General features: G+C 61.7%; 26 protein-coding genes, 2 tRNA genes and 1 pseudogene. 11 read left to right on the top strand and 18 right to left on the bottom strand.

Annotated features, from left to right (window positions below):
• Nucleotides 1-2 precede the first annotated feature (2 nt).
• From J2W94_RS04860 to J2W94_RS04850, 3 genes are all read right to left on the bottom strand, one after another.
• On the bottom strand, nucleotides 3-1,880 hold the full coding sequence (locus J2W94_RS04860) for a PAS domain S-box protein (protein ID WP_310090656.1): 1,878 nt from the start codon (nucleotides 1,878-1,880) through the stop codon (nucleotides 3-5).
• A gap of 468 nt (nucleotides 1,881-2,348) precedes the next feature.
• Nucleotides 2,349-2,885, bottom strand: a complete 537-nt coding sequence (locus J2W94_RS04855) for a DsbA family protein (protein ID WP_310090654.1) — start codon at nucleotides 2,883-2,885, stop codon at nucleotides 2,349-2,351.
• Nucleotides 2,882-3,376, bottom strand: a complete 495-nt coding sequence (locus tag J2W94_RS04850; RefSeq protein WP_310090651.1) for a redoxin domain-containing protein — start codon at nucleotides 3,374-3,376, stop codon at nucleotides 2,882-2,884. Before J2W94_RS04850 ends, J2W94_RS04855 begins: the two co-directional genes overlap by 4 nt.
• Nucleotides 3,377-3,623: 247 nt before the next feature.
• Between J2W94_RS04850 and J2W94_RS04845 the strand changes: the two genes are divergently transcribed.
• The 3 genes from J2W94_RS04845 to J2W94_RS04835 are packed head-to-tail and all read left to right on the top strand — an operon-like array spanning nucleotide 3,624 to nucleotide 5,987.
• Nucleotides 3,624-4,049, top strand: coding sequence for a YciI family protein (locus J2W94_RS04845; protein ID WP_310090650.1), 426 nt, complete (start codon nucleotides 3,624-3,626; stop codon nucleotides 4,047-4,049).
• Nucleotides 4,050-4,104: 55 nt separating this feature from the next.
• Nucleotides 4,105-4,644 carry an SRPBCC family protein gene (locus J2W94_RS04840; RefSeq protein ID WP_310090648.1) on the top strand — a complete coding sequence of 180 codons (540 nt, stop codon included), beginning with the start codon at nucleotides 4,105-4,107 and terminating at the stop codon, nucleotides 4,642-4,644.
• A 50-nt stretch (nucleotides 4,645-4,694) separates the two neighbouring features.
• Nucleotides 4,695-5,987, top strand: coding sequence for an RNA polymerase sigma factor (locus tag J2W94_RS04835; RefSeq protein WP_310090646.1), 1,293 nt, complete (start codon nucleotides 4,695-4,697; stop codon nucleotides 5,985-5,987).
• Between the two features lie 216 nt (nucleotides 5,988-6,203).
• Here the strand turns inward: J2W94_RS04835 and J2W94_RS04830 are convergent, their stop codons facing one another.
• The 7 genes from J2W94_RS04830 to J2W94_RS04800 all read right to left on the bottom strand — a co-directional run bounded on the left by J2W94_RS04830 (nucleotide 6,204) and on the right by J2W94_RS04800 (nucleotide 12,705).
• Nucleotides 6,204-6,794, bottom strand: a complete 591-nt coding sequence (locus J2W94_RS04830) for a YceI family protein (protein ID WP_310090644.1) — start codon at nucleotides 6,792-6,794, stop codon at nucleotides 6,204-6,206.
• A 33-nt stretch (nucleotides 6,795-6,827) separates the two neighbouring features.
• Nucleotides 6,828-7,475: a glutathione S-transferase family protein gene (locus J2W94_RS04825; RefSeq protein WP_310090641.1), complete on the bottom strand. Its 648-nt coding sequence runs from the start codon at nucleotides 7,473-7,475 to the stop codon at nucleotides 6,828-6,830.
• Nucleotides 7,476-7,509: 34 nt separating this feature from the next.
• Nucleotides 7,510-7,869 carry a DUF1428 domain-containing protein gene (locus J2W94_RS04820; RefSeq protein ID WP_310090638.1) on the bottom strand — a complete coding sequence of 120 codons (360 nt, stop codon included), beginning with the start codon at nucleotides 7,867-7,869 and terminating at the stop codon, nucleotides 7,510-7,512.
• Between the two features lie 150 nt (nucleotides 7,870-8,019).
• Nucleotides 8,020-8,922 (bottom strand): SDR family oxidoreductase, encoded by a 903-nt coding sequence (locus J2W94_RS04815; protein WP_310090636.1) that lies wholly within the window; start codon nucleotides 8,920-8,922, stop codon nucleotides 8,020-8,022.
• 42 nt (nucleotides 8,923-8,964) lie between these two features.
• Nucleotides 8,965-9,744, bottom strand: a complete 780-nt coding sequence (locus J2W94_RS04810) for an SDR family oxidoreductase (protein ID WP_310090633.1) — start codon at nucleotides 9,742-9,744, stop codon at nucleotides 8,965-8,967.
• Nucleotides 9,745-9,774: 30 nt separating this feature from the next.
• Nucleotides 9,775-11,601, bottom strand: coding sequence for an acyl-CoA dehydrogenase (locus tag J2W94_RS04805; protein ID WP_310090631.1), 1,827 nt, complete (start codon nucleotides 11,599-11,601; stop codon nucleotides 9,775-9,777).
• Nucleotides 11,602-11,637: 36 nt separating this feature from the next.
• Nucleotides 11,638-12,705 (bottom strand): phosphotransferase, encoded by a 1,068-nt coding sequence (locus tag J2W94_RS04800; protein ID WP_310090629.1) that lies wholly within the window; start codon nucleotides 12,703-12,705, stop codon nucleotides 11,638-11,640.
• 459 nt (nucleotides 12,706-13,164) lie between these two features.
• Between J2W94_RS04800 and J2W94_RS04795 the strand changes: the two genes are divergently transcribed.
• The 5 genes from J2W94_RS04795 to J2W94_RS04775 all read left to right on the top strand — a co-directional run bounded on the left by J2W94_RS04795 (nucleotide 13,165) and on the right by J2W94_RS04775 (nucleotide 16,987).
• A complete protein-coding gene (locus J2W94_RS04795) occupies nucleotides 13,165-13,983 on the top strand; it encodes an IclR family transcriptional regulator (RefSeq protein WP_310090626.1) in 819 nt (272 codons plus the stop codon).
• A 215-nt stretch (nucleotides 13,984-14,198) separates the two neighbouring features.
• Nucleotides 14,199-14,657, top strand: a complete 459-nt coding sequence (locus tag J2W94_RS04790; protein WP_310090624.1) for a hypothetical protein — start codon at nucleotides 14,199-14,201, stop codon at nucleotides 14,655-14,657.
• Nucleotides 14,658-14,841: 184 nt separating this feature from the next.
• Nucleotides 14,842-15,774 carry a hypothetical protein gene (locus tag J2W94_RS04785; protein WP_310090623.1) on the top strand — a complete coding sequence of 311 codons (933 nt, stop codon included), beginning with the start codon at nucleotides 14,842-14,844 and terminating at the stop codon, nucleotides 15,772-15,774.
• 2 nt (nucleotides 15,775-15,776) lie between these two features.
• Nucleotides 15,777-16,586 carry a hypothetical protein gene (locus tag J2W94_RS04780; RefSeq protein ID WP_310090621.1) on the top strand — a complete coding sequence of 270 codons (810 nt, stop codon included), beginning with the start codon at nucleotides 15,777-15,779 and terminating at the stop codon, nucleotides 16,584-16,586.
• 227 nt (nucleotides 16,587-16,813) lie between these two features.
• Nucleotides 16,814-16,987, top strand: coding sequence for a hypothetical protein (locus tag J2W94_RS04775; protein WP_310090619.1), 174 nt, complete (start codon nucleotides 16,814-16,816; stop codon nucleotides 16,985-16,987).
• Nucleotides 16,988-17,211: 224 nt separating this feature from the next.
• Here J2W94_RS04775 and J2W94_RS04770 read toward each other — a convergent pair.
• The 4 genes from J2W94_RS04770 to ppsR all read right to left on the bottom strand — a co-directional run bounded on the left by J2W94_RS04770 (nucleotide 17,212) and on the right by ppsR (nucleotide 18,979).
• Nucleotides 17,212-17,287, bottom strand: a tRNA-Glu gene (locus J2W94_RS04770).
• A 48-nt stretch (nucleotides 17,288-17,335) separates the two neighbouring features.
• Nucleotides 17,336-17,411: transfer RNA gene (locus tag J2W94_RS04765), tRNA-Ala, on the bottom strand.
• A 118-nt stretch (nucleotides 17,412-17,529) separates the two neighbouring features.
• The gene (locus J2W94_RS04760) at nucleotides 17,530-18,024 is read right to left on the bottom strand and encodes a DUF1249 domain-containing protein (RefSeq protein WP_310090617.1); all 495 of its coding nucleotides are present in this window, start codon (nucleotides 18,022-18,024) and stop codon (nucleotides 17,530-17,532) included.
• Between the two features lie 133 nt (nucleotides 18,025-18,157).
• Nucleotides 18,158-18,979 carry a posphoenolpyruvate synthetase regulatory kinase/phosphorylase PpsR gene (gene ppsR / locus J2W94_RS04755; RefSeq protein WP_310090615.1) on the bottom strand — a complete coding sequence of 274 codons (822 nt, stop codon included), beginning with the start codon at nucleotides 18,977-18,979 and terminating at the stop codon, nucleotides 18,158-18,160.
• Nucleotides 18,980-19,141: 162 nt separating this feature from the next.
• Here ppsR and ppsA point away from each other — a divergent pair, with 162 nt between their 5' ends.
• Entirely contained in the window at nucleotides 19,142-21,529 is a 2,388-nt protein-coding gene (ppsA, locus tag J2W94_RS04750; RefSeq protein ID WP_310091585.1) for a phosphoenolpyruvate synthase, read from the top strand.
• Nucleotides 21,436-22,461 carry a mechanosensitive ion channel family protein gene (locus J2W94_RS04745; protein ID WP_430540540.1) on the top strand — a complete coding sequence of 342 codons (1,026 nt, stop codon included), beginning with the start codon at nucleotides 21,436-21,438 and terminating at the stop codon, nucleotides 22,459-22,461. Before ppsA ends, J2W94_RS04745 begins: the two co-directional genes overlap by 94 nt.
• A gap of 101 nt (nucleotides 22,462-22,562) precedes the next feature.
• Here J2W94_RS04745 and orn read toward each other — a convergent pair whose 3' ends face one another.
• On the bottom strand, nucleotides 22,563-23,123 hold the full coding sequence (orn, locus tag J2W94_RS04740) for an oligoribonuclease (protein WP_310090611.1): 561 nt from the start codon (nucleotides 23,121-23,123) through the stop codon (nucleotides 22,563-22,565).
• A 105-nt stretch (nucleotides 23,124-23,228) separates the two neighbouring features.
• Here orn and J2W94_RS04735 point away from each other — a divergent pair, with 105 nt between their 5' ends.
• Nucleotides 23,229-23,699 carry a DUF2721 domain-containing protein gene (locus J2W94_RS04735; RefSeq protein ID WP_310090609.1) on the top strand — a complete coding sequence of 157 codons (471 nt, stop codon included), beginning with the start codon at nucleotides 23,229-23,231 and terminating at the stop codon, nucleotides 23,697-23,699.
• Nucleotides 23,700-23,706: 7 nt separating this feature from the next.
• Here J2W94_RS04735 and tadA read toward each other — a convergent pair whose 3' ends face one another.
• From tadA to guaA, 3 genes and pseudogenes are all read right to left on the bottom strand, one after another.
• Nucleotides 23,707-24,183: a tRNA adenosine(34) deaminase TadA gene (gene tadA, locus J2W94_RS04730; protein ID WP_310091583.1), complete on the bottom strand. Its 477-nt coding sequence runs from the start codon at nucleotides 24,181-24,183 to the stop codon at nucleotides 23,707-23,709.
• Nucleotides 24,184-24,333: 150 nt separating this feature from the next.
• Nucleotides 24,334-24,528 (bottom strand): annotated as a pseudogene (locus J2W94_RS04725) (GIY-YIG nuclease family protein); the annotation flags it as partial.
• 119 nt (nucleotides 24,529-24,647) lie between these two features.
• Complete coding sequence (gene guaA, locus J2W94_RS04720; protein WP_310090606.1) at nucleotides 24,648-26,216, bottom strand: glutamine-hydrolyzing GMP synthase; 1,569 nt, start codon at nucleotides 26,214-26,216, stop codon at nucleotides 24,648-24,650.
• Between the last annotated feature and the right edge of the window lie 107 nt (nucleotides 26,217-26,323).

The raw sequence follows: 26,323 nt of genomic DNA, 5'->3' as shown, positions 1-26,323 counted from the left end.
AGTTACTCCTTCAGTACCAGTGCGAAGGTGCTGCCCTGCCCGCTCGCACTGCTGAATACGATTTCGCCACCCAGCATCTCCGCCAGTTTCCGGCTCAGGTGCAGCCCGAGCCCCGTGCCTTCCTGGCGGCGCCCGGCCGAAGAGTCGATCTGCGCGAATGCCGCGAAGAGCTTCGCCTGATCCTCTTCGCCGATCCCGATACCGGTGTCTTCGACACTGATCTCGATCAGGTTTTGTTCGCCCGCGCGTCGCTCCCGCACGTGCAGATGCACGCTGCCCTCATCGGTGAACTTGATCGCGTTGCTGGCCAGGTTGAGGACAATCTGGGTCAACGCGCGCCGGTCGGTCCGCAGCACCAGATCCGGCTCAGGCAGGGTCATCAGCAGCGCCAATGATTTCGCTTCGGCCTGCGGACGGAGCGAGGCGGCCACGTCCGCTATCACCCGCTGGCAGACGACCGGTTCGATCCGCAGCTCTACCTTGCCCGCTTCTATCTTGGCGAGATCGAGCAGGTCGTTGATCAGCGCGAGCAAGTGGCGCGCGCTACCTTGTACGGTCTTGAGCTGCTTCTCCTGATCGGTATTCAACGGACCCGGCAGCTTCATCAACAAGGTTCCGGTGAAGCCGATGATCGCGTTGAGCGGCGTTCGCAACTCGTGGCTCATGCTGGCCAGGAAACGGTCTTTGGCCAGGTTGGCGTTCGACAATTCCATATTCTTTTCCTGAAGCGCCTGCTCGAAGCGTTTGCGCTCGGTGATGTCGCGGACGATGGCGGTGAAGAACGCGCCGCGTGCGGTGCTCCAGGTGGCGATGGAGATCTCGATCGGGAATTCGAATCCATCCTTCTTCCGCGCCCGGATTTCAACGGTTCTTCCGATGATGTGCGACTTGCCGGTAGTGAGGTACCGGCCGAATCCCGCCTTGTGCGCGTCCTTGTATTGCTCGGGCATGAGAAGTTCGAGCAGCTCGCCCTCGGCCTCTTCCATCGAGTAACCGAACATGCGCTCGGCCGCGGCGTTCAGATAGGTGATGCGTCCCAGCTGGTTGGCCGATACGATCGCATCGCTGGCGGTCTGCGCGACCGCGCGGAACTGTTCGCGGCTTTCGCGTATTTCCGTCTCGAAATTCTTACGCTCGGTGATGTCGCGGATAGCGCTGGAAACCAGGATTCCGTCTTCCGTGTGCAACGGGCTAAGGCTGATCTCGATCGGGAATTCCCTGCCGTTCTTGCCACGGCCGTGAAGCTCCAGCCCAACGCCCATTGGCCGGGCCTTGGGATCGGCGAAGAAGCCATTGCGGTGCCCGGGGTGCTGGTCGCGATAGCGCTCCGGCAACAGGAATTCGACCTGCTGATCGAGCAGCTCGCTGCGCGAATACCCGAAGACCGTTTCGGTTTGCGCATTGACCAGCACGATCCGGCCCTGCCGATTGACGATGACGATGGCGTCGGGCGCCGATTCCAGCAAATCGCGGAACTTCTGTTCTGCCTTCTTGCGTTCGCTGATGTCGCGAATGGCGCTCACCACCAGCGTGCCTTCCTCGGTCTGCATCGGGCTCAAGCTGATTTCTACCGGAAACTCCGTTCCGTCTTTACGCAGACCGTAGAGTTCAAGCCCCATGCCCATCGTACGCGGACGCGGCTGCCCGAAATAGTTCGAACGGTGGCCGGCATGCATTCCCCGAAAACGGCCGGGAAGCAGCTGCTCGATCGATTGCCCGCGCAGTTCCCCTTTCTGGTATCCGAAGAGAGATTCGGCTTGGGAGTTCGAGTGAACGATGCGACCTTCGCGGTCGACCATCAGAATACCGTCCGGCATGGATTCGAGCAGATCGCCGAACCGGGTTTCGACCACCGCGGCTCCTGCTTTTCCGTCGTTCATCACGCCTGATCCTTTAGCTCAGGGCGCTGCGGTTGACAGGAGCAATGGCGTCGACCACGGGACCATACGACCGCCCAATAGAAAGTACGGCAGTGTTCGCCCGCAAGGCACCGCTTCGGCACCGGTTGGCTCATCAATTGGCCGCAAAGCGACATCGACGATTACCCCCTCCTTGCACAACCATCCATTCCTATAGGTTTCGAATATACCCCTATTTAGCCTTCAAGTTGGCAGCAGCCGCGGCGAGGATCGCAACGTAAATAATTCACACCCAACCGCACGAACGATGCTCCCAATAGCGGACATCCACGCACCCCATCAGAACAAGCAGCGCAGCTTCCGCTTGTTTAGGCGCAACTTCCACCCGGTGGACTTGCAATGCATTGAAGGTCCGCTTCAATGCTGGTTGAGCCGCGATCTACAAGTAAAAGTGGATCGCCGCCGAGCTATTGCCGTGAGCGCGTTTTTTCAGCTCTGCAGCTGTAGTTCCCGCATCGCCCTCAGCAGTTCGATTAGGCTATCCGCGTCGCGTGGCCCGTCATAGCGTTCGCCGTTGATGAATAAGCTGGGCGTGCCGTTGACGCCGCTGCGTACTCCGGTGAGGAAATCGTGGCGTACACGGCCTTCGTATTCCTCGTCCAGCACGGTCTGGAACAAGGCGTCGTCCAGGCCCAGCGCCTGCGCGTGACCGGCCAGACTGCGGTCGTCCAACGCCGACTGGTGCTCGTACAGCCGATCGTGCATTTCCCAGAACTTGCCCACCGTGTCGGCGGCCTCGGTCAGCTCGGCGGCATGCTCGGCATGGGGATGCGCTTCGGCCAGCGGAAAATGCCGGAACACGAAACACAGATCATCGCCCATGGCTTCCTGCACCGCCTTGATCTCCGGATACTGCTCGCCGCAATACGGACATTGGAAGTCGCCGTATTCCACCAACACCAACGGCGCCTCCCGCGGACCCTGAGCGTGATCGGTCGGACCTATGTCGGGTTTCAGCCGGCTCATGCTTTCGCTCCCGCCGACGTGGGGAGTTTCTCCAGCGCTTCCAGGATGCCATCGGCGCCCGGATTGATGCCGCTGGGCGACACATAGCTCCAGCGCACGATGCCTTCCGCATCGATCACGAACAACGCGCGTTCGCTGATGCCTTCCGGCGACTGGTACACCCCGTATAGCCGCGAAACCGCGCCCTTGGGCTCGAAGTCGGCCAGCAAAGGAAAATGCAGCTTGCGGTCCAGCGCGAAAGCCGCGTGGCACCACGCGCCATCGACCGAGATGCCGATCACAGTTGCGTGGAAATGCCTGAATTCGGCTAGCAGTTCGTTGTACAGCGACATCTGGTCGCCGCAGACGGGACTCCAGTCCGCCGGATAGAACGCCAGCACCACCGGGTGGCCGCGCAGCTGGGAAAGCGAGAGGGTCTGGTCGGGGGTGGAATGCAAGGTGAAATCGGGTGCTTGCTCGCCGATGGCTGGCATGGAAGCGGCTTCGGGCATGGGGGCGGCTCCTGGATGCGAAGAGGAAGCGGCAGGGATCGTTCGCCTACCGCCGCGGAATAGTAAACATGGATGCGTTAGCGCGGCATCAGCCCTCCCCTGCCCAGGACCTTCTCGCGTGAATTATTTCCGGCCGTTTGTCGATTCCCCGGCTTCCGGTTCGTCATAGGTATAGAGCGCGCAGGAAACGATCCGACGGCACGATCGAGAGCCGGGGCGCGCCGTCAATCGATAAGGGAGAACAGACATGCGATTCATGGTGATGGTCAAAGCCGACAAGAATTCCGAAGCCGGAGTGATGCCCAGCGAGCAACTTCTCGCCGAGATGGGCAAATACAACGAAGAACTGGTCAAGGCCGGCGTGCTGCTGGCCGGCGAAGGTCTGCACCCGAGCTCGAAGGGCGCACGCGTCCGCTTTTCGGGCAGCAAGCGCATGGTCATCGAGGGTCCGTTTCCGGAGACGAAGGATCTGGTCGCCGGCTTCTGGCTGCTGCAGGTGAAGTCCAAGGAAGAAGCGATCGAATGGGTGAAGCGTTGCCCCAATCCGATGCCAGGCGAATCGGAAATCGAGATCCGCCAGGTGTTCGAAGCCGAGGATTTCGGCGCCGAATTCACACCGGAACTGCGGAAACAGGAAGAACGCCTGCGCGCCGAAATCGCGACGAAACAATAAATTCGAAACAATAAATATACGTCGAGAGACGCCGACAACCACTTAGGACCCCGCCGTGAACGCCATCACCCTCGTATTGGCCATCGTTGCGATACTGATCGTCGGCCTGCTGGTCGCCGCAGCGACTAAGCCCGACACATTCCGTCTGCAACGCAGCATCGCCATCAACGCTCCGCCGGAAAGCATCTTCCCGCTCATCAACGACCTGCACGCGCACGAGGCCTGGAATCCGTTCGACCAACCCGATCCCGCAACCACGAAGATCCATAGCGGTTCCCCGCAAGGCGCCGGCGCCGTGTACGAGTGGAGCGGCAAGGGCCCGTCGGGTTCCGGCAGGATCTCCATCCTGCAGGCCGATTCGCCCTCCCGAATCGCGATGCGGCTGGACATGCTGGCCCCACTGAAGGCGAGCAACGAGGTGATCTTCACTCTGGCGCCGAGGGACGAAAGCACTCATCTGACCTGGTTCATGCAAGGTCCCGTGCCCTACCCGGCCAAGATCATGCATACGCTATTCAACATGGATCGCATGGTCGGCAAGCAGTTCGAGGCCGGACTCGCCACCCTGAAAAGGATCGTGGAGAACAACCGATGAGCCGCACCGCAGCTTGCATGCGCGCGGCGGCAATGGTCTGATCGCCAACGATGACGACTGCAGATGCACACCGCGCAATCGATGCTGTCTGGCGAATCGAGTCGGCACGACTCATTGCCGGCCTGGCGCGCATGTTGCGCGACGTCGGCCTGGCCGAGGAACTCGCGCAGGACGCGCTGGTCATCGCCCTGGAGAAATGGCCCGAATCCGGGGTTCCCGACAATCCGGGCGCATGGCTGATGGCCACGGCCAAGCACCGCGCCATAGACCGCCTGCGCCGGATAAAGCTGCAACAGCGCAAGCACGAGGAACTCGGCCATGAGCTCGAACGCGACTGGGAAGACGCCACTGCGGAACTCGAAGCCAATATGGACGACGACATAGGCGACGATCTGCTGCGGCTGGTATTCACCGCCTGCCATCCCGTGCTTTCGATGGAGGCGCGGGTAGCCCTGACCTTGCGCATGCTCGGCGGGCTGACCACCGATGAGATCGCACGCGCTTATCTGGTCACCGAGTCCACGGTCGCACAACGCATCGTGCGCGCCAAACGCACCCTGGCCGAAGCGCAGGTCCCCTTCGAAGTGCCTCGTGCCGAGGAACTCGGCGAACGATTGTCGTCCGTGCTCAGCGTCATTTATCTGATCTACAACGAAGGATACTCGGCGACAGCCGGCGACGATCTGATGCGACCCGCGCTGTGCGAAGAGGCGTTGCGACTGGGCCGCATCGTCGCCGAACTCGCGCCCGAGGAACCGGAGGTGCATGGGCTGGTCGCTTTGATGGAGATCCAGACCTCGCGATCGCGGGCGCGTACGGGTCCGGACGGCGCACCGGTGTTGCTGCTGGAGCAGGATCGTTCGCGATGGGACCGTCTGTTGATACAGCGCGGCTTCGCTGCTCTGGCGCGTGCGCGCAAGCCTCGCGGCGCGTTGGGACCTTACGCCCTACAGGCTGCGATTGCGGCCTGCCATGCCCAGGCAGCGACCGCGGAGCAGACCGACTGGAAAACCATCGTGGCTCTCTACGACGCCCTGTCGCAACTCACGCCCTCCCCTGTCGTCGAGCTCAATCGCGCGGTGGCGGTGTCGATGGCGTTCGGCCCTGCCGCCGGGCTGGAACTGGTCGATGCGCTGGTTCCTGAACCCGCCCTCGCCCACTACCACCTGTTGCCGAGCGTACGTGGCGACCTGTTGGCCAAACTGGGACGCCACGAAGAGGCGCATGCCGAATTCATGCGCGCGGCCGGACTGACCCGCAATACCCGCGAGCACGCGTTTCTGCTCGAGCGCGCCCGCGTCTCCGCGCTGGACATGCCGCCTGCATCGGAAACAAAACAATAACCAGGTACTGCAGCTGCCTGTAACGCTCGGGTCGAGTTGGCTCAGGAAGCTTCTGAATAATTCAAATGTCATCCCGAGCATAGCGAGGGATCTGCTGTTTTCCTCGGCAACAGCAGATCCCTCGCTACGCTCGGGATGACAAAAAAGAAGAACTGTTCAGACCTTCCTTAGTGCATGACCCTCTAGACCAATAGCGGGGGCGTTCCGCACTCTCCGTCAGGGCTTCGCGGCCTTCTCCGGCACTACCGCTTCCATCTGGATGCGCAGGTTCACGTCCATGCTGAAGCCGTAATCCTTGCCGGCGCTGAGTCCGAACTCATCGCGCTTGAACACGGCCGAGGCATCGGCGCCGCAGAGGTCGCGTTTGAACATGGGATGCGGAATGCATTTGAAGCGGTTGATCTTCAGTTCGACCGGCCGGGTGACGCCATGCAGGGTCAGATCGCCCACTACCCGGGTGGGCGCTCCGTCCACGAAGTCCACCAGCTTGCCCTTGTACGTCGCCTGCGGGTACTTCGCGCTATCGAAGAATTCCGGCGACACCGCCTGCTCGTTCATGGCGTCGAGACCGAAATCCACGCTGGCGATGTCTATGGTGACGTCCACGCTACCGGCCGCACCTTCCTTGTCCAGGACCAGCGTGCCGGTGGTTCTGTTGAACTTGCCGCGCCAGAACGAAATGCCCATGTGGTCGGCTTCGAAACTGGGATAGGTATGCATCGGATCGATCTCGTAACTGACCGGCGCCGCCATTGCCTGGCCGCAGGCGGCAGCCAATAGTGCGAAGAGCAAGGATTTTTTGTTCATGATCATGTCTTTATCTCTATCTCGTCGGGTTTGTCAGGCTGGGAACATTGCGAAATAAGGCTGGGCTTCGGCCAGTACACGGGCATAAGACGGTCGTTGCATCAAACGGTCCAGGTAGCGGGCCAGATGCGGATGATGGGCGGAGATCGGCATCACCTTGTTAGCGTAGAACAGGGCCGGAGCGGCGGCGCAGTCGGCCAGGCCGAAGCTTTCGCCCGTCGCCCAGGTGCGGTGGGCCATGTCTTCTTCCAGCATATCGAAGGCCGTGCGCATCACTTTGCGCGCGTGCTCAACCCCATGCGGATCATCGCTTCCCGCCGGCCGCAGACGGTCGGTCACGATCTTCTGCATGGGCTCGTGCACGTACAGGTCGAAGAAGCGATCCCGCAATCTGGTTTCGCGCGCATCGTCGGCGGTCTCGGGGATCAGCTTCATCTTGCCGGGATAATGCTGTTGCAGGTATTCGATGATGATGCTCGATTCGGGGATGGTTTTCTCGCGATCCTCATCGCGCAGCACCGGGAACTTTCCGATCGGCCACACACGGAGGAACTCGGCGCGTTGCACCGGATCCCCCAGATCCACCAGTTGCGGGACGAACGGTACGTCGTTCTCGTACAGCGCAATCAGCACCTTGTGGCAGAACGACGCAAGCGGGTGGTAATGGAGCACCAACGACATACCTCTCTCTCCTTGGTCAGGCCGCAATGGGCGATCAGAGCTCGACGATGCTCTTGAAGCCGCCGAAGATCATGCGCTTGCCGTCGAACGGCAGTTTCTTGGGATCCATCATGCTGGCCAGCCGGGGATCGGCCATGACCTTCTTGTTGATCCGGTCGCGCTGGGAGCGCGACTTGTACACGATCCAGGAGAACACCACGGTCTCGTCCTTCTTGAGTTTCACCGCGAGCGGAAACGAGGTGAGCTTGCCCGGCGGCACGTCGTCGCCCGCGCATTCGATATAGGAAAGCGCTCCGTATTCCATCCAGATCTTGCCCGCCTTGCGGGACATGGCGCGATAAGCGGCCAGGTTCTTGGTCGGTACCGCCAGTACGAATCCGTCGACGTAGCTCATGGAACCCTCTCCTCGGTTGGCGCCCTTTCCGGGCTGGATACCTATGCATCGAACGAGCGACCCCGGAATCGACAAGGATCCAGACGGCAATCGCTTTCGTTCAGCCTGTGACTGAGGGCGGCCGCCGGCGGAGCGGCGGAAGCGTGGCGGTCAGGCCCTCAGCGCAGCCTCGAGTTGCGCTCGCAGCTCCGGCTTATGCGCAAAGGGGTCGGTCGGGTTGCGCAACGCCACCACGTCCTCGGCCTGCTGGAGGACGCCATCCAGCGCGTCCGGATGAGAGACGATGTAGAAGGAATCGTTCCTTATCGCTTCGAAGGTGCGCTCGGCGATGTCGGCAGCGCTGAGTTTTCCCGAAGTGACCGCCTTGCTGATCATGGCCTGGGCGATCAGTTGCGAACGGGTGGCGGGCGTGGCATTGGCCAGATCGGCCGGTCGGTTGCGGTGCGACTGGTGGATGCCGGTGGGCACGAAATAAGGACAGAGCACCGAGCAGTGCACCTGCGCGGTCACCAAGGACAGGTCGTGGAAAAGCGTCTCGCTCAGGGATACCACCGCGTGCTTGGACACGTTGTAGGCGCCGAGGTTGGGTTGATTCAACAGTCCGGCCATCGAGGCGGTGTTGACGATGTGGCCGCGATAGCCGGGATCGGCCTTGGCGGCGGCCAGCATCAACGGCGTGAAAGCGCGCACCCCATGGATGACGCCCCACAGGTTCACGCCCAGCGCCCACTCCCAGTCGCGCACGGTGTTTTCCCAGATCAGGCCGGCAGCGCCGATGCCGGCATTGTTGAACAGCAGGTGCACGCCGCCGAAAGTCTCCAGGGTCGCCGCCGCAAGCGCTTCGATTTGGCCGCCATTGGATACATCCACAACGCGTGCGAGGACCTCCACTCCCTGCGCTTCCACTTCGATGCGTGTTTCCTCGAGTGCGTCGGGCTGGATATCGGCCAGCACCAGCTTCATGCCCAACGACGCGCCAATGCGTGCGAACTCGCGGCCGAAGCCCGAACCCGCGCCCGTGATCACCGCCACCTTGCCCTTGAATTCGTTCATCGTGCCCTCCCAGGCGGCGTGCCCTTCCAGGCGATATGCGGATCAAACCGCGCTGTAACCGCCATCGACCGCCAGTATCTGTCCGGTGATGTGCTTGCCCGCATCGGAGGCGAACAACAGCGTGGCGCCCTTCAGGTCCTCGTCGTCGCCCAGACGTTGCAGCGGCGAATTGCCGATCAGCATTTCCTCGCCCAGGGTCTTGATCAGCACCTGCGACATCTTCGACGGAAAGAACCCCGGAGCCAGCGCGTTGACGGTGATTCCATACTTGCCCCACTCCCCTGCCAGCGTGCGAGTGAAGTTCACCAGCGCGCCCTTGCTGGTGTTGTAGGCGATGGTCTGCATGGCGCCGGGCGGATTGCCGCGCAGGCCGGCAATGGACGCGATATTGAGGATGCGGCCGTACTTGCGCGGAATCATCGAGCGCTTGCCGATCTGCTGGGTGAGCAGGAACAGGCCGCGGATGTTGAGATTGAACACCTTGTCCCAGGCCTCGGCCGGATAGTCCTCGGCGGGCGCTCCCCAACTGGCGCCCGCATTGTTGACCAGGATGTCGACGTGGCCGAGTTTTTCCAGCGCAGCGTCGGCCAATCCGGCGATATCGGCGTCCTTCGAGCCGTCGGCGGCGACCCAGTCGGCCTCTATCCCCAGTTTCTGCAGGTGCGATTGCGCCTGTTCCAGTTCATCGGCCTTGCGCGCGGACAGCACGACCTTCGCGCCATAACTTCCCAGCGCTTCCGCCATCTGCAGGCCCAGCCCGCGCGAACCCCCGGTTACCAGCGCGGTCTTTCCGGTGAGGTCGAAAATATTCTTGTCAGCCATGTCCTATGCCTTCTCTTGCGAATGGGTAGATCAGAAAAAAGCGTCCTGCATATCCAGCGCGGTGCGGTCCAGACTGGCCAGCAGGTCGAGTTGCGCGTCGACCTTGGGCAATTCCCAGCGGAAGAAGTAGCGCATGGCGCTACGCTTTCCTTCGTAGAAATCACCCTCCTTCGTTTCCGCCGCCAGACCCTGTTCCAGCCATATCCAGGCGATGGCGACATGGCCGAAGGCTTCCAGGTAGACACTCGCATTGGCCAGAGTCAGCTGCGTATCCCCCGCCGACCACAAGGCGCGCGTCACTTCGGCGAGTCGTCGAAAACGGAGTTCGAGGGCATCGGCGAATCCAGAAAGACTTTCATGCGCGCGCGCCTTGCCGACGGTTTCCGCCACGCGACCTGCGAACAACTTGAAAGCCGCACCGTTTTCCATCACCACCTTGCGGCCGAGCAAGTCCAGCCCCTGGATGCCGTGGGTACCTTCATGGATGGGATTGAGGCGATTGTCGCGGTAGAACTGCTCCACCTTGTACTCGCGCGTGTAGCCGTAGCCGCCGTGCACCTGGATGGCCAGGTCGTTGGCGGCCAGGCACCACTGCGAAGGCCAGCTCTTGGCGATGGGCGTCAGGATGTCGAGCAACAGCGTCAGCCGCGCGCGTTCTTCCGTATCGGCGGTCACGCGCGCTTCGTCGACCAGCCGCGCGCAGTACAGATTGAAGGCCAACGCGCCTTCCACGTACGACTTCTGCGCCAGCAGCATGCGTTTGACGTCGGCGTGATTGATGATGCGGGTCTGCGGGCTGGAAGGATCCTTGCCTTCATTGCCGATGGCGCGGCCCTGCGGGCGGTTGCGCGCATAGTCGAGCGCGTGCAGGTAGCCGGTGTAACCCAGCGCCACCGCACCCAGGCCGACGCCGATACGCGCTTCGTTCATCATGTGGAACATGTAAGCGAGCCCGTGATGGGCCTTGCCGACCAGGTAGCCGACCGCCCCGCCCTTCCCGCCCGGACGATGGGCGGTGCCTTCTCCGAAATTCAACAGGCAGTTCACCGTACCGCGATAGCCCATCTTGTGGTTGATGCCAGCGAGTTGCACGTCGTTGCGCTCGCCCAACGTGCCATCGTGGTTGACCAGGAACTTGGGCACCAACAGCAGGGAAATCCCCTTCACCCCGGGAATCGGCTTGCCGTCCGGTCCCGGGATCTTCGCCAGCACCAGATGCACGATGTTCTCGGACAGCTCGTGGTCGCCGCCGGAAATCCACATCTTGTTGCCGGTCACCCGATACTGGGGGCCGAAAGCGGATTCGCTTTCGTAGTCGGCGCGCGTGGCGATGTCGGACAGCGAGGAACCGGCCTGCGGCTCGGACAGGCACATGGTGCCGAAGTAACGGCCTTCCAGTTCCGGCTTTACGAAGGCTTCTCTCTGCGCATCGCTGCCATGCGCCAGCAACAGATTGGCATTGCCCATGGTCAGCAGCGGATAGGCGCTGGTGCCGACGTTGGCGGCATACATATAGGTCAATCCGGCCTTCTCCACCACGGCGGGAAGCTGCATGCCGCCGAGTGCGTAGTCGTGTCCGGCCGCGATCAGTCCCGCGTCGGCGAAGGCCCGCAGCGCAGGCCCGACTTCGTCGATCAGCGCGACCGACCGGCCATCGAAGTGCGGTTCGTGCTGATCGGCTTTCTGATTGTGCGGGGCGAACAGTTCGGTGGCGATGCGCTCGCAGGTGTCCAATGCCGCGTCGAAGGTTTCGCGGCTATGGTCGGCATAGCGGTCGGCCTGGGTCAGGGATTCGACCTCCAGCCATTCGTACAGCAGGAACTGCAGGTCGCGTCGCGAGAGCAACAGTGAGTCCATGCGCGCCGCCTCAACCGTCGACCAGCGTGGCGCGCATCAGGACCGCTCCGCCTGTTGTGCGAAACGCCAGCCCAGTTCGGCCAGCGGCGTTGCCTGACGGCCGTATTCGGCCGCCTGCGGACTGCTGGCCGTGCCTTCCTGCACGCGCTTGGCGATGCCCTGCAGGATCGCCGCGATGCGGAACAGGTTGTAGGCCAGATAGTAGTTCCAGTCGCCGGCGGCGCTACGGCCGATACGCCGTTCGTAGGCGGCGATGTACTCGGATTCGCGGGGAATGCCCAAGGCTTCCAGATCGAGCCCCGCCAGCCCGCGCATCGCCCCGCCCGGCACGATATGCCAGCTCATCAGGTGGTAGGCGAAGTCGGCCAGCGGATGCCCCAGCGTCGACAGTTCCCAGTCGATCACCGCAAGGATGCGCGGTTCGGTGGGATGGAAGATGACGTTGTCCAGCCGGTAGTCGCCGTGCACCAGCGATACCTGCGGGCTCTCCTCCTGTGGAATATGCAGCGGCAGCCATTCGATCAGCCGGTCCATGGCCTCGATGCTGCCGGTTTCGCTGGCGCGGTACTGACGCGTCCAGCGGTCGACCTGGCGCGAAAAATAATTGCCGGCCTTGCCGTAGTCGGCCAATCCCAGCGCGGCGAAGTCGACTCCGTGCAGCGCGGCGATAACGCGGTTGAGTTCGTCGTACAGGGCGGCCCGTTCTGCGGGTTCGATACCCGGCAGCGATTGTTCCCAGAAAATGCGGCCCTCCACGAAATCCATGACGTAGAAAGCGCGCCCTATCACCGACTCGTCCTCGCACAGGCAATGCATGCCCGCTACCGGCACCGCGCTGCCGGCCAGTGCCGCCTGCAAGCGGAACTCGCGTTCCACCGCATGCGCCGACGGCAACAGCTGCGCGACCGGCGCCGGTTTGGAACGCATCACATACTGGCGTTGGGGAGTGCTCAGCAGATAGGTCGGGTTGGACTGGCCGCCTTTGAAGCGGGAGATCTGGATCGGACCTTCGAACCCGACGATGTGCTGTTGCAGATACGCGTCCAGGGCCGCGATCTCGAAGGGATCCTGCGATGTGGCCCCGGACTTCGCTTCAGCGATCATGCGCTCGCCCGTTGCAGCAAACCGGGATGGGCCGAAGGATCCTCATAGCGATGTTGCTGAACGCATATGTTGCTCACATGTTTCGAAATGCGGGAAAACGCGTCGGCGTGATCATGGGAAAGCGATCTTAGTTTTGCATGATGGAACTAAGTTTCTGAGTTATCAATGCATCGTACTGAGTGCCTCATGTTGAAACAAGCCGGCGCAATTGGCGCATGGCGGCCTAACTCGATTCGTTTCTGACAGGGCGATGGCATTCAATCTCTCCTGGTTCTATTCCTCATCACCTGCAATGTAAACGTGCCTAGGTAGGGCGGGCTCTGCCCGCCAGGGGCTCGACTGGCCTAAGGCGCGGCGGGCAGTGCCCGCCCTACTACTGGGATTACCCCGCCGCTTGTTGCGGGCTTGTTTAATGAGCCAGAGTTCTGCTATACGGAACCAAATATCAGGTACTGACTCATGGGTAATCCCAAACGCAAACTCGATGCCTTCAGCCCCTCCATCGACGAACGCCACCCGCAATTCGTCACTTCGATCGCACGCGCGTTCTCGATCCTGCGCTGCTTCGAATTCGGCGCCCAGCATCTGGGCAACCAGGAACTGGCTCGCCAAACGGGCTTGCCCAAGGCCACCGTTTCGCGGCTGACCTTCACCCTGTCCTCGCTCGGGTACCTGACTTATTCGGCTGCGCTGGAGAAGTACTCTCTGGGCACGGCAGTGCTGTCGCTTGGGCATGCCTTCAACAAAGGCAACGATGTGGTGGCCATCGCGCGCCCACTGATGCGCGAACTGGCCGAGTACACCCAATCCGCAGTGATGTTGGCCGCTGCCGACGGCATGCGCATGGTGTTGCTCGAGGTTTGCCAGGGCGATCCGACGTTCCAGATGAAGCTCGAACCTGGCGCGCGCGTGCCGCATGGATCGACCGCGCTGGGCCGGGCCGATCTGGCCGCACGTCCGCAAGAGGTATTCGATCGCAATCTGGCCGAGTTCGAGGCTGAATGCGAACCGGGTCTGTGGCCGAAGATTCGCAGCGGCATCGTGCGGGCGCGGCAGGACTACGAGAACTACGGTTTCTGTTTCTCGCTGGGCGACTGGAATCCGGATGTGTTCGCCATCGGCGTTCCCATGGTCTCGGCCGATCGCAGCCGGGTGCTGGCGTTCAATTGCAGCGGGCGCGTGTCGCTGATGACGCGGGAGAAACTGGTGCAGGATTTCGGGCCGAAGTTGGTGGCTTTGCGGGACAAGGTTTATGAAATGACTGAGGGAAGGTTTTGAGGGGAAATGTCTTCCGTCACATGCTCAACGCTGCTGGCGGCTCGCTTAGCCACTGCCGGGAAGCGGCGGCAGAGGCCCACCCAAACGTGGTGGATGCCACCATTCGGATAAACGCGGTCTTAGTCGATATATGATCCGATATGGGGTAGCTAGCCGGACCCACGGGCCTGGCAGTTATGTAGTTAGGCGAAAATCTATTTACGGGGAGTAGTGAAATGAAGTGCATAAGCACAATCGTGACCGGTTTAAGTCTCATCTTTTTGTCGGGATGCGCAACAGTTCAATACGGAGATAAAAGTACTGAAGCCACTCTGCGTGAGCTGCAACCTGTCTCTGGAAAAGTCAGTCTTTATGTCTGTCGTGAGAATGCAGCATTTGTGGGCGCTGGCAACCGGACCACTGCAATAGTAGACAACAAACCCATTGGAACCTTGAAGCCCAACAATTTCGCGCATACCGTTGTCGAGCCGGGACCACATGATATCTACATCGAACACAATCCCGGCGGGAAAAGTGGCGTTCTGAAAGTTGACACAAAAGCCAATGAAGTGCCGATTGTTTGGGTTGGAATGACAGGGCACGGATGGGGTGTACTAACTGTGGACCACTTCGAAAGCCGGAGCGAGGCAGAGAATTGCGTCCGGCAAGCACAATATGCAGTACCAGCGGAGTAACCTGGCATGTTCAGTTTGAGAGTGAGAACTATCAAAACATTCCAATAGGCTGCTTATGTGCTACTCAGCTCAGATAGAAGCTGGTGCGGAAGCGATGGTGAAGTATTTACCCTTGTGTTTGGCCTGTTGAACCACAGTATTGAGACTGTGCCGCGGGGGCGGCGGGGACTACAACAGGAAGCGCATGATCACACTCAACACTGAGAGAGGTCTTGAACGCATCGCGTCATGGGACGACATTGCAACGATCTCTGGATTCACACCAAACATTGACCCCAAAACGGTCAAGCTAAAAGAGATCATCGGCAGCTACGCATTCGACGCTTATATCCCCTGCGGGCTTTCGACCTGCCACCAGCCTCACGGTAAAGGGTTTCTAGTTGCTGCGGTGGACGGGAGAGTGACCAATATCGGGCGCTTCTGCGGCAAGACTCATTTCTCAGTTGAGTTCACCCAGATGAGTCGCGTCTACCTCGCCGCCGTCAGGGCGCAGCAGAACCGAGAGTTCTTGGGTGCGCTTAAAAACCAGCTTCCGACCATTTCTGCGGAAGTGGCGGCCTTGAAGTCGGGGCAAAACGGGGCGAGTTGGATTTACTCGCGCATCAATCAGCTCACAGGCCAGACCGTCTCCCTTCCCGCGCCCATCACCAACGCAGTCCGCCAAGCTATCCGGCGCGGCGATGGCATTCTCATGAAAGAGCGCGCGGCAACGAAGCAAGAGCGCGAGGATCGTGCGGCGGCGGTGGACGTTGCGGGTCTTGAGCACCTACGCCGCAACGTTTCGTTCGGGGTAGAGGTTCGCATGGGCCAGTTGGATGGATTTGCTGCTATTGCTCCTGGCAGCGAGCTGCGGCCGATCCTGCTAGCCATTGAGCCGTTTCTTTCAACGCTTCCCGATACTGACATCGACAATCTGCCGGATAAGCAACTCCGCGAGCTTTCGAAGGTGGGTGGAGAGTTGGACGCCAACCTTGAGCGACTTCGCACCTTGGTTGCTGCCGGCAGGCGTTTGCTTGTGCGGCAAAACATTTCTCAGTTAGCGCCATTCGCCACCAATCGCTCTGAAACACAGTCGCTTGAAAAGTTCTTGCGCGACCTGCCGCAGCAGGAATTCTAGTCATGCCACTCACATTGCTAACTCGCGGCGGCAAGTCAGGCACTTGCAACATCTGCGGCAACGTCGGTCCACTTACTGAGGACCACACGCCACCAAAGGGGTGCGTCCGCCCAGCAGCGATGGAGCTTCAGCACGTCACGCATCGACTGGCCGCCGAGAAGGCGATTAAGACTAAAGCCAATGACGGAGTGAAGTACCGAACGTTGTGTGCTCGTTGCAACAACGCGCTTTTGGGCGGGCGATACGACCCTGCGCTGATCGACTTTGTGAACCGAGTAAGTGCCTTGCTAGCATCAGATCTAGCACTGCCTACAACAATGCCAGTCGCAGCGAAACCTGCACTGATCGTTCGCGCGGTATGGGGGCACCTGGCGGCGGTTGGCGTGGACCGATACCTGAAGGGGCCGAGGACAGAAGAATTTCGCGACTTCTTCCTAGATGAAACCTTGTCCGTGCCGCCCTGCATGAATTTCTATTACTGGGTGTATCCGTACAGGAGACAAGCATTAATTCGGGACGCAGGCTCCCTCGACATTAGTAACGGTGGACAGGCCATGTACTGGCTCATGAAGTTCTATCCGTTGGCGTTCACGGTCTGGATGCCTCAGAACGGATGGGCGTTGAACCACCGCGACCTCGCGAGCTACCGCACTTCGAAACCGGATGACATTGTTGACGTGATGGTTGACCTCGATCCTGTGCCGCATGAGCTGACCCTTGAAGCGCCTACGACCACGCAAGCAATCATGTTTGGACAGGATTCGATAGTGGCGAACAGCCGCCCTCCCCGTGGCCGTATTTTGCGGGTGTAGGGATGCAGTTGATTGAATGGCATTGTGGCGCTTCTCGACTGGCCCTCTTGATCGGGCATATCGCAATCAAGGTGCCTTGCATTAAGCGAGTGTCAGTACTGCCCCCTTGGGGCCAGGTCCGGCAGGGGCGCAACTGCAACCGCGCTGAACACGCGTCATGGATCGAGCAAAAGTTTCCTCACCTCTGCCCTATCGTATGGGCGGACCGCTTCGGGTGGATCGTGGTCATGAAACGCGCCAAGCCAATGTCGGCGACAGAATTCGATGATTGGTTCCACTCTGAAGAGTGGCCGCACGTTCCGCTTGAGCCGGTGCCGTATGAGTTGAGTGAGAAAGATGCAGGCTTCTTGCCGTGCGGACGCCGCGTGATGATCGATTACGGTATGCGCGGCTATCAATAGTTCTAAGAGCTTCGCCTAGCTCGCCGAGAAGCCATCGGGCAAATCCGCGCCGAAGGGTCGGGAAATTCCGAGTCGTTGTAGGAAGGCGCGCTCTGCGCCTCTCCGGGGGGAACCGCGCGTGCGGTTCGGTGGAAAGTTTCCGATCCGTTTCTGAAGTCCCGAAAACGAAGAAGGCCGCTTGCGCGGCCCTCGTCGTAAGTCCCAGATTTCTCGGGCTTTTTTAGTGGCGTCCCCACGGGGATTCGAACCCCGGTGTCCACCGTGAAAGGGTGGTGTCCTAGGCCTCTAGACGATGGGGACGCGGTGAAACTTGTTCCCTACCCCGAACAGGCCTAATTGCCGGGATATTGGTGGAGCCAGGCGGGATCGAACCGCCGACCTCCTGCATGCCATGCAGGCGCTCTCCCAGCTGAGCTATGGCCCCACGGGCTGGAAGGAGCGGAATTCTAGCTATCGCCCATCCATCGCGCAAGCTCTGTGACGAAGAAAGATGACTATTGTTTTCAGATTCGACGCCGCGCACAGGCGCTGCGCAGCGTCTTTCAGTCCGCCGTGGCGACTTCCACCATGGATTCATCGCAACGATGCAGCGTGGCCACCCCGTGGCCGCGCTCGGCCAGATACTCCAGCCACTTGCCCAGGAAGGTATTCATGCGCATGCGGTGGCTGATCAGCTCGGCCGGCGGCGGGTACATGCCGATCGCATCCTGCCAGCGGCGGCCCACGTAACAGTGCGTGGCCTCGGCCTGGCGCGCGTCGCGGTACACGCGCACGAAGGCGGAAGGGTCCGGCTCGCCGGTCTGCGGATCGCGCAGACCGTAGGTGAGGCGAAGCTCGACCGTGTAGCGGTGGGTCTGGATCACATCGAGGTACAGATCGAGCCCGTCGCCGATGCTGGACAGATAGCGCCCCTCGACCAGATCCCCCGGCGCGAACAACCGGGTCAGCTTGGCGTGGTTCTCGGCGTACAGCGCCATCAGCCAACCGAAACGGTTGAGTTTGGGGATGCTTGCGGTGCGGGCGACGGCCTGGGGCATGGCTCGATCCTACACGTTGATTCGCGATTGCGGCAGCATTGACGTATCGCGCAGAACGGCCTAATTTGGGGTTCCTCCGCACGCCCTTCGGCCTGCGCGATTCGCCCGGCTCCATCCGCGGCCTCCCCCCGACCTAGAACATCTCCCGCTGCAGTCCCAGCGTGGACATCACCTTGCTCGCGATTTCCTCGATGGACGTATGCGTGGTGCTGAGCGTGGGAATGCGCTCCATCTGGAACATGCGCTCGGCCGCCAGGACCTCGCTTTTGCAGGTTTCCAGCTTGGCGTAGCCGGAATTGGGGCGGCGTTCCTGGCGGATCTGCTGCAGGCGTTCCGGATCGATAGTCAGCCCGAAAAGCTTGCGCCGGTACGCGCGCAGGCGGGCCGGCAGGCGATCGGTCTCCAGATCCTGGTCGGTCAGCGGATAGTTGGCTGCGCGGATGCCGTAATGCAACGCCAGGTAGACACAGGTAGGCGTCTTGCCCGCGCGCGAGACCGCCACCAGGATCAGGTCGGCTTCGTCGTAATTGATGGCGATGCCATCGTCGTGGGTTAACGCGTAGTTCATCGCGTTGATGCGGCGGTGATAGGTCTCGAAATTCACCAGTCCGTGCGCCTGCCCTACCCGCGATTGGCGCAACGCGCCCAGCTCCTTTTCCATCGGGTCGATGAAGGGCGCGAAGACATCCAACATCAGCGCCCCGCTTTCGGCCAGGACCTCGCTGATCGCGGGATCGACATTGGAGTGGATCACGATGGGGCGGGCCTCGTGGCGCTGTCCCGCGGCGCGGATGCGTTCAGCCGCGTCGTGCGCCTTGAGCGGATCGTCGACGAAGGAAATGCGGTCGGTGACGAAACTGAACCCGGTGAACTGGGTCAGCAGACTGTGGCCGATGGTTTCGACGGTGATCCCCGTACCGTCCGAAACATAGAACACAGGTCGTACGTTCGACATCGATATCACTCCTTCGTCAACACGAAAACACCGGGAAATCAAGCTTGTCTGCGCATGTCTTGCACTGCATCATAGCGATTCTTCCCATGGACACGGCCCTCGCCGTAGGTCATAGGCGAGGCGCACGGCCGCTTTGGAGCAATGCGCTTGAACCAGAACAGCTTGAATCAGAGCATCTTGTGGTTGCACGACCTGCGCCTGGCCGACCTGGCCCGGGTAGGCGGCAAAAATTCCTCTTTGGGCGAAATGATCGGCCAGCTCGCCAATCTGGGGGTCTCGGTCCCCGGAGGCTATGCGACCACCGCGGAGGCCTTCAAGGACTTCATCGCCCATAACGACCTGTCCAAGCGCATTTTCGACAAGCTGGCCACGCTGGATGTCGAGGACGTGGACGCGCTGACCGTCGCCGGCAAGGAAATCCGCGACTGGGTGATCGAGGCGCCGCTGCAACCGCAGCTGGACGCCGATATCCGCACCGCCTACGCCCAACTCGCGGCCGACAACGGCGGCGGCGACATCGCCGTTGCCGTGCGTTCCTCCGCCACCGCCGAAGACCTGCCCGACGCCAGCTTCGCTGGCCAGCAGGAAACCTTCCTCAACGTGACCGGCGCCGACGATGTGGTGCGCAAGGTCAAGGAAGTCTTCGCCAGCCTCTACAACGACCGCGCCATCGCCTACCGCGTGCATCACGGCTTCAAGCACGAGGACGTGTTCCTGTCCGCCGGCGTGCAGCTGATGGTGCGATCGGACGTGGGCGCTTCCGGCGTGCTGTTCACCCTGGACACCGAATCCGGCTTCCGTGACGTGGTCTTCGTCACCTCCAGCCTGGGCCTGGGCGAGATGGTCGTCCAAGGCGCGGTCAACCCGGACGAGTTCTACGTCTACAAGCCCACCCTGCAAGCCGGAAAACCGGCCATCCTGCGCCGCTCGCTGGGCAGCAAGCTGTTGCGCATGGTGTATTCGGACCAGCCGGGGGAACGCGTCAGGATCGAGGACACGCCGGCCGAGCTGCGCAACAAGTTCTCCATTTCCGACGAAGACGTGCAGGCGCTGTCGAGGCAAGCGCTGACCATCGAAAAGCATTACGGCCGCCCGATGGACATCGAGTGGGCCAAGGACGGCGTCAGCGGAAAACTCTTTATCGTGCAAGCGCGTCCGGAAACGGTGAAGTCGCGGGCCAAGGCGACGCAGATCGAGCGCTATCACCTGCAGGAACGCGGCGAAGTGATCGCCGAAGGCCGCGCCATCGGCCAGAAGATCGGCAGCGGCGTGGCCCGCGTGGTGCGCAGCCTGGCCGACATGAACCGCGTGCAGCCCGGCGACGTGCTGGTCGCGGACATGACCGATCCGGACTGGGAGCCGGTGATGAAGCGGGCCTCGGCCATCGTCACCAACCGCGGCGGGCGCACCTGCCACGCCGCGATCATCGCGCGCGAGCTGGGCGTGCCGGCTGTGGTCGGCACCGGCAACGCGTTGGACCATATCGAGGACGGCAGGGAAATCACCATCAGCTGCGCCGAGGGCGACACCGGTTTCATCTACGGCAGCGCCCTGCCCTTCGAGCGCATCACCACCGACCTCACCGACATGCCCCCCGCCCCGCTCAAGATCATGATGAACGTGGCCAACCCCGAGCGCGCGTTCGATTTCGGGCAGTTGCCCAACGCGGGTATCGGTCTGGCGCGGCTGGAAATGATCATCGCCAGCCATATCGGCATTCATCCCAACGCGTTGCTGGAATACGACCGCCAGGATGCCGAGACCAAGCGCAAGATCGATGCGAAGACCGCCGGTTATGCCGATCCGGTGAGCTTCTACGTGGATCGCCTGGCCGAAGGCATCGCCACCATCACCGCCTCGGTCGCTCCGAACCCGGTGATCGTGCGCCTGTCGGACTTCAAGTCCAACGAATACGCCAACCTGATCGGCGGCAGCAACTACGAACCGCACGAAGAGAATCCGATGATCGGCTTCCGCGGCGCTAGCCGTTATGTCGATCCGTCGTTCGAACCCGCCTTCGCGCTGGAGTGCAAGGCGGTGCGCAAGGTCCGCAACGAGATGGGCCTGGACAACCTGTGGGTGATGATTCCGTTCGTGCGCACGCTGGACGAGGGCCGCAAGGTCATCGAGGTGCTTGCCAAGCACGGCCTGGTCCAGGGCGAACATGCGGAAGGACAGCAGGGCTTGAAGATCATCATGATGTGCGAGGTACCGTCGAACGCATTGCTGGCCGACGAGTTCCTGGACATTTTCGATGGCTTCTCCATCGGCTCCAACGACCTCACCCAGCTCACTTTGGGTCTGGATCGCGATTCCAGCATCGTCGCTCATCTGTTCGACGAGCGCGATCCCGCGGTAAAGAAGCTGCTGTCGATGGCCATCAAGAGCGCCAAGGCCAAGGGCAAGTACATCGGCATCTGCGGACAGGGTCCGTCGGACCATCCCGATCTGGCGGAATGGCTGATGCAGGAAGGCATCGAGTCGGTGTCGCTGAATCCCGATACCGTCGTCGATACCTGGCTGCGGCTGGCCAAGCTCAAGGCGCAATGATCCAGACGAAGGCAGCGGCCGCAGCGTCGGAGGATTTCGTGAAGGACATTCGCGGGATCGACTGGCTGCAGCTGTTGGAGACCTGGGGGCTCAAGCTGCTGGGCGCTTTGCTGATATTCCTGATCGGCATGTGGCTGGCCAAGCGGCTCAGCGCAGGGTTGGAGCGCGTGTTGGGCCGTGCCCATGTCGACTCCACCCTGTCCGGCTTCCTGCGCAACGTCAGCTACGCGGCGATGATGGTGCTGGTGCTGGTGACCGCACTCAGCTCCATCGGCGTGCCGCCCACCTCCATGCTCGCCGTGTTGGGCGCCGCCGGCCTGGGCGTAGGCCTTGCGCTCAAGGATTCGCTGTCCAACATCGCCGCCGGCGTGATGCTGATCATGCTGCGCCCGTTCCGCGACGGCGACAGTGTGCAGATCGCAGGGTTGGAAGGCACCGTGGAAGAGGTCCGCATCTTCCAGACCCGCATGCGGACGGCCGACAACCGTCTGATCATCCTGCCCAACAGCATGATCACCACCGCGCCGATCATCAACTTCACCGCCAAGCCCCAGCGCCGCATCGACATCGCGTTGACGGTGCGCTACCAGGACGATCCGGCGCGGGCGCGGGAGATACTGCTGGCCATCGCCACCGCCGACCCCTTGGTCCTGAAGAGTCCCGCACCAGCGGTGGATATCGCGCGATTGAGCGAGGGCGGCGTGGACATGACCCTGTTCGCCTGGGCCAAGACCAAGGATGTGGGCGAAGCGAAGAACAGGATCACCGAGGCCGTGCGCAGCCAACTCTTAAGTCAAGGTTTGTCTTTGCCTTTACCCCAGCGCGATCTGCATGTGTATCACCACAATGCCGACGGCACGCCGCTGACCGAGATCGTCACCCGCTCGGTGGCCGATGATGGGGGCGCGGTTTCCGCGAAGCCTCGGGCATAGGGGACGCGTAGAGGCGCGTAGGAGCGACGTAAGTCGCGAAGGAAACCGGTCCGAGCGAAATGACCGTTCACCCGAGAAAACCTTCGCGACTCACGTCGCTCCTACCCAGCCAATTCGGCCAGATGCTTACGGTAATGGCGCAACTCCTCGATCGAATCGCGCACGTCGCTGAGCGCGGTATGCGCCGATTGCTTGCGTACGCCTTCCAGCACGCTCGGCGCCCAGCGGCGCGCCAGCTCCTTGAGCGTGCTGACGTCGAGGTTGCGGTAGTGGAAATACTTCTCCAGGCGCGGCATCAGCCGGTGCAGGAAGCGGCGGTCCTGGCAGATCGAGTTACCGCACATCGGCGAGGCGTTGGCCGGCAGCCATTCGGCCAGGAACGCCACCGTCTGCGCCTCTGCCTGGCCCAGCGTGACCGTGCTCTCGACCACCCGCTTCCACAAGCCAGAACGGGTGTGCTGGGCGCGGTTCCAGTCGTCCATGGCTTCCAGCACCGCCACGGGATGGGCGATGGCGAATTCGGGGCCCTCGGCCAGCACGTTCAAGTTCGAATCGGTGACCACCGTGGCGATCTCGATGATGGAGTCCTGGCCGGTGTCCAGCCCGGTCATTTCCAGGTCGATCCAGATCAGGCGGTCGCTATTGGGGTTATTGGCTGGCATGCGCCGTTCTTGGTCCTTGAGGCTGCGCATCGCCGTCGGCGAGCGCGTTTTGCGGAAAGATCGCATTGTGCCGCATCATAACGCAGCTCCCCACGGGCACAGGCCATGCTTCAGAACAGCGACCAGTACACCCACTACGCCACCCTCACGGCGATGTTGGCGCCCGCGTTCTTCCTTACGGCGACCGCATCCCTGCTGTTGTCGGCCAACAACCGTCTGGCCAGGATCATCGATCGCGCGCGTTCCCTGCTCAAGGAGCTGCACACCCTGGACGATCCGCTGCAACGCGCGCTCTACGAACAGCGCATCGCCTTGCAGCGCCGACGCAGCCTGATCATCCTGCGTGCGGGCCAGCTGCTGTACGGCGCCATCAGCCTATTCGTCGGCACCAGCCTGGCGGTGGCCGCGGACAACCTGCTGGCGCACCGGCTGGGCATGCTTCCCACCGTGCTGGCGGCATTGGGCGTGCTGGCGATGTTCGCGGCCAGCCTGTTGCTGGCGCGCGAATCGACGCTGGCGGTCAAGGCGGTCAACGAAGAAATGGACCACCGCCATATCGCCAAGCGGGAAGAATGATGTCGTTTCAGTCCAGCAACGGTTTTCCGCGTTTGGCCCGGAAGTAATTGGTCAGGCGCTTGCTGGCTTCTTCGGCTAGCAGGCCCGAGGTGACTTCCACGCGATGGTTATGGCGCGGGTCGGCGAGCAGGTCGAACACGCTGCCGCACGCACCGGTCTTGGGATCGCTCGCCGCATAGACCAGCCTCGCCACCCGCGCGTGCACCATCGCCATCGCGCACATGGCACAAGGTTCCAGGGTCACGTACAGCGTGCTGCCGACCAGGCGATGGTTGCCCAGCTTCGCACCGGCGCGGCGCATGGCTACGATTTCTGCATGCGCGCTGGGATCGTGCTCGGCCAGATTGCGGTTCCAGCCTTCGCCAAGCAACTGCCCCTCGGCGCCGACCAGAACCGCGCCTACGGGGATTTCGTCATCTTCACGCTCGGCCCTGTCGGCCAGGGCGAGTGCATGTCGCATCCATTCGGTATCCATCTCTTGCATCGGCGAACCCTCCCCCAAAACCGTTCGTGGTGAGCTTGTCGAACCACGCTCTTCGCGAACCGGTTTCACATCAACTGCGCCGCTCTTGCTTCTAGCCAGCTCGCTGATCTTCTGCCAATCGCCCTCGATCAATGCTTCCTTCTTGGCCCTGCTCCAGCGCTTTACTTGCATCTCGGATTCGAGCGCCTCGATGCGGCTCGAAAATTCCTGGCTCCATACCACCGCTAATGGCCGGCGTTTGAACGTATAACAGCTCGGAATCTCGCCCGCGTGATGCTGGCCAACTCGCTTTTCGAGATTGTCGGTGTGGCCCATGTAATACGAGCCATCCGCGCATTTGAGCATGTAAACCCAGAAGGACATCGCCGTTCTTCGAGCTCAGCGCCAAGAGCGTGGTTCGACAAGCTCACCACGAACGGGTCCTAGAAACCGGAGAAAGGCAGCTTGTCTCACGAAACAGCCTCTTATTCCCACTCGATGGTCGCCGGCGGCTTGCCGCTGATGTCGTAGACCACACGCGAGATGCCGCGCAGTTCGTTGATGATGCGGTTGGAGACCGTGCCCAGGAAATCGTAAGGCAGGTGCGCCCAGTGCGCGGTCATGAAGTCGATGGTTTCCACCGCGCGTAGGGCGATCACCCACTCGTAAGCGCGCGCGTCGCCGACCACGCCGACCGACTTCACCGGCAGGAACACGGCGAAGGCCTGGCTGGTCTTGTCGTACAGATCGGCCTTGCGCAATTCTTCGATGAAGATGGCGTCGGCCTGCGCCAGCAGTTCGGCGTACTCGCGCTTCACTTCGCCCAGGATGCGCACGCCCAGGCCTGGACCCGGGAACGGATGGCGGTAGACCATGGAGCGCGGCAGGCCGAGTTCGACGCCCAAGCGGCGCACCTCGTCCTTGAACAACTCACGCAAGGGTTCCACCAGGCCCATCTTCATGTGTTCCGGCAGGCCGCCCACATTGTGATGGCTCTTGATCACATGCGCCTTGCCGGTCTTGCTGCCGGCCGATTCGATGACGTCCGGGTAGATGGTGCCCTGCGCCAGCCACTTGGCGTTGGCCAGCTTGCCGGACTCCTCATCGAAGATCTCGACGAACAGGTTGCCGATGATCTTGCGCTTGGCTTCCGGATCGGCGACGCCCTCGAGCGCCTCGAAATAGCGGTCGGCGGCATTGACGCGGATGACCTTGACGCCCATGTGCTCGGCGAACATCGCCATCACCTGATCGCCTTCGTTCCAGCGCAGCAGTCCGGTGTCGACGAATACGCAAGTGAGCTTGTCGCCGATGGCCTGGTGCAGCAGCGCCGCCACCACGGAGGAATCGACGCCGCCGGACAAACCGAGGATGACTTCGTCGCTACCGACCTGTTCGCGCACGCGCGCGATCTGGTCTTCGATGATGTTGGCCGCCGTCCACAACGTCTTGCAACCGCAGATATCGACCACGAAGCGGCGCAGCAGCGTCTCGCCCTGGCGGGTGTGGGTGACTTCCGGATGGAACTGCACGCCGTACCAGCGTTTGTCCTCGTTGGACATGGCCGCGACCGGGATGCGGTCGGTCACTGCGGTGATGGTGAAGCCGGGAGGCGCCTTCGACACATGGTCGCCATGGCTCATCCACACATCCAGGCGCGGCGTCTTGCCTGGATGGTCGTTGAGGCCGGCGAACAAAGTATCCGGCGCGATGACCTCCACTTCCGCGTGGCCGAACTCGCGCGCATCCGCCGCTTCAGTCGCGCCGCCCAGCTGCGCGGCCAGGGTTTGCATGCCGTAGCAGATGCCCAGGATCGGCAAGCCTGCATCGAATACCTGCTGCGGCGCCGCCGGCGCGCCGGCTTCGGTGGTGGATTCGGGGCCGCCGGACAGGATGATGCCTTTGGCGCCGAACGCGGCGATTTCCGCGGGATCGTGGTCCCAGGCCCAGATTTCGCAATACACGCCGATCTCGCGGATGCGCCGCGCGATCAGCTGCGTGTACTGCGCGCCGAAATCGAGGATGAGGATCTTGTCGGTATGGATGTTGGTCATGGTTCGCGAACGCCGCCCGATCCGGCAAGTGAAAAATTAAACCCGTCATTCCCGCGAAGGCGGGAACCCAGTGACGTTGCTCTATCGCTTACGTAAAAAAGCTACAA

It is taken from the genome of Pseudoxanthomonas sacheonensis (genome assembly GCF_031455975.1).
In the GTDB taxonomy this organism is placed as follows: Bacteria; Pseudomonadota; Gammaproteobacteria; order Xanthomonadales; family Xanthomonadaceae; genus Pseudoxanthomonas_A; species Pseudoxanthomonas_A sacheonensis_A.
Note: the sequence above shows the minus strand (reverse complement) of the source record. Positions and strands in the feature narration are given on the sequence as shown.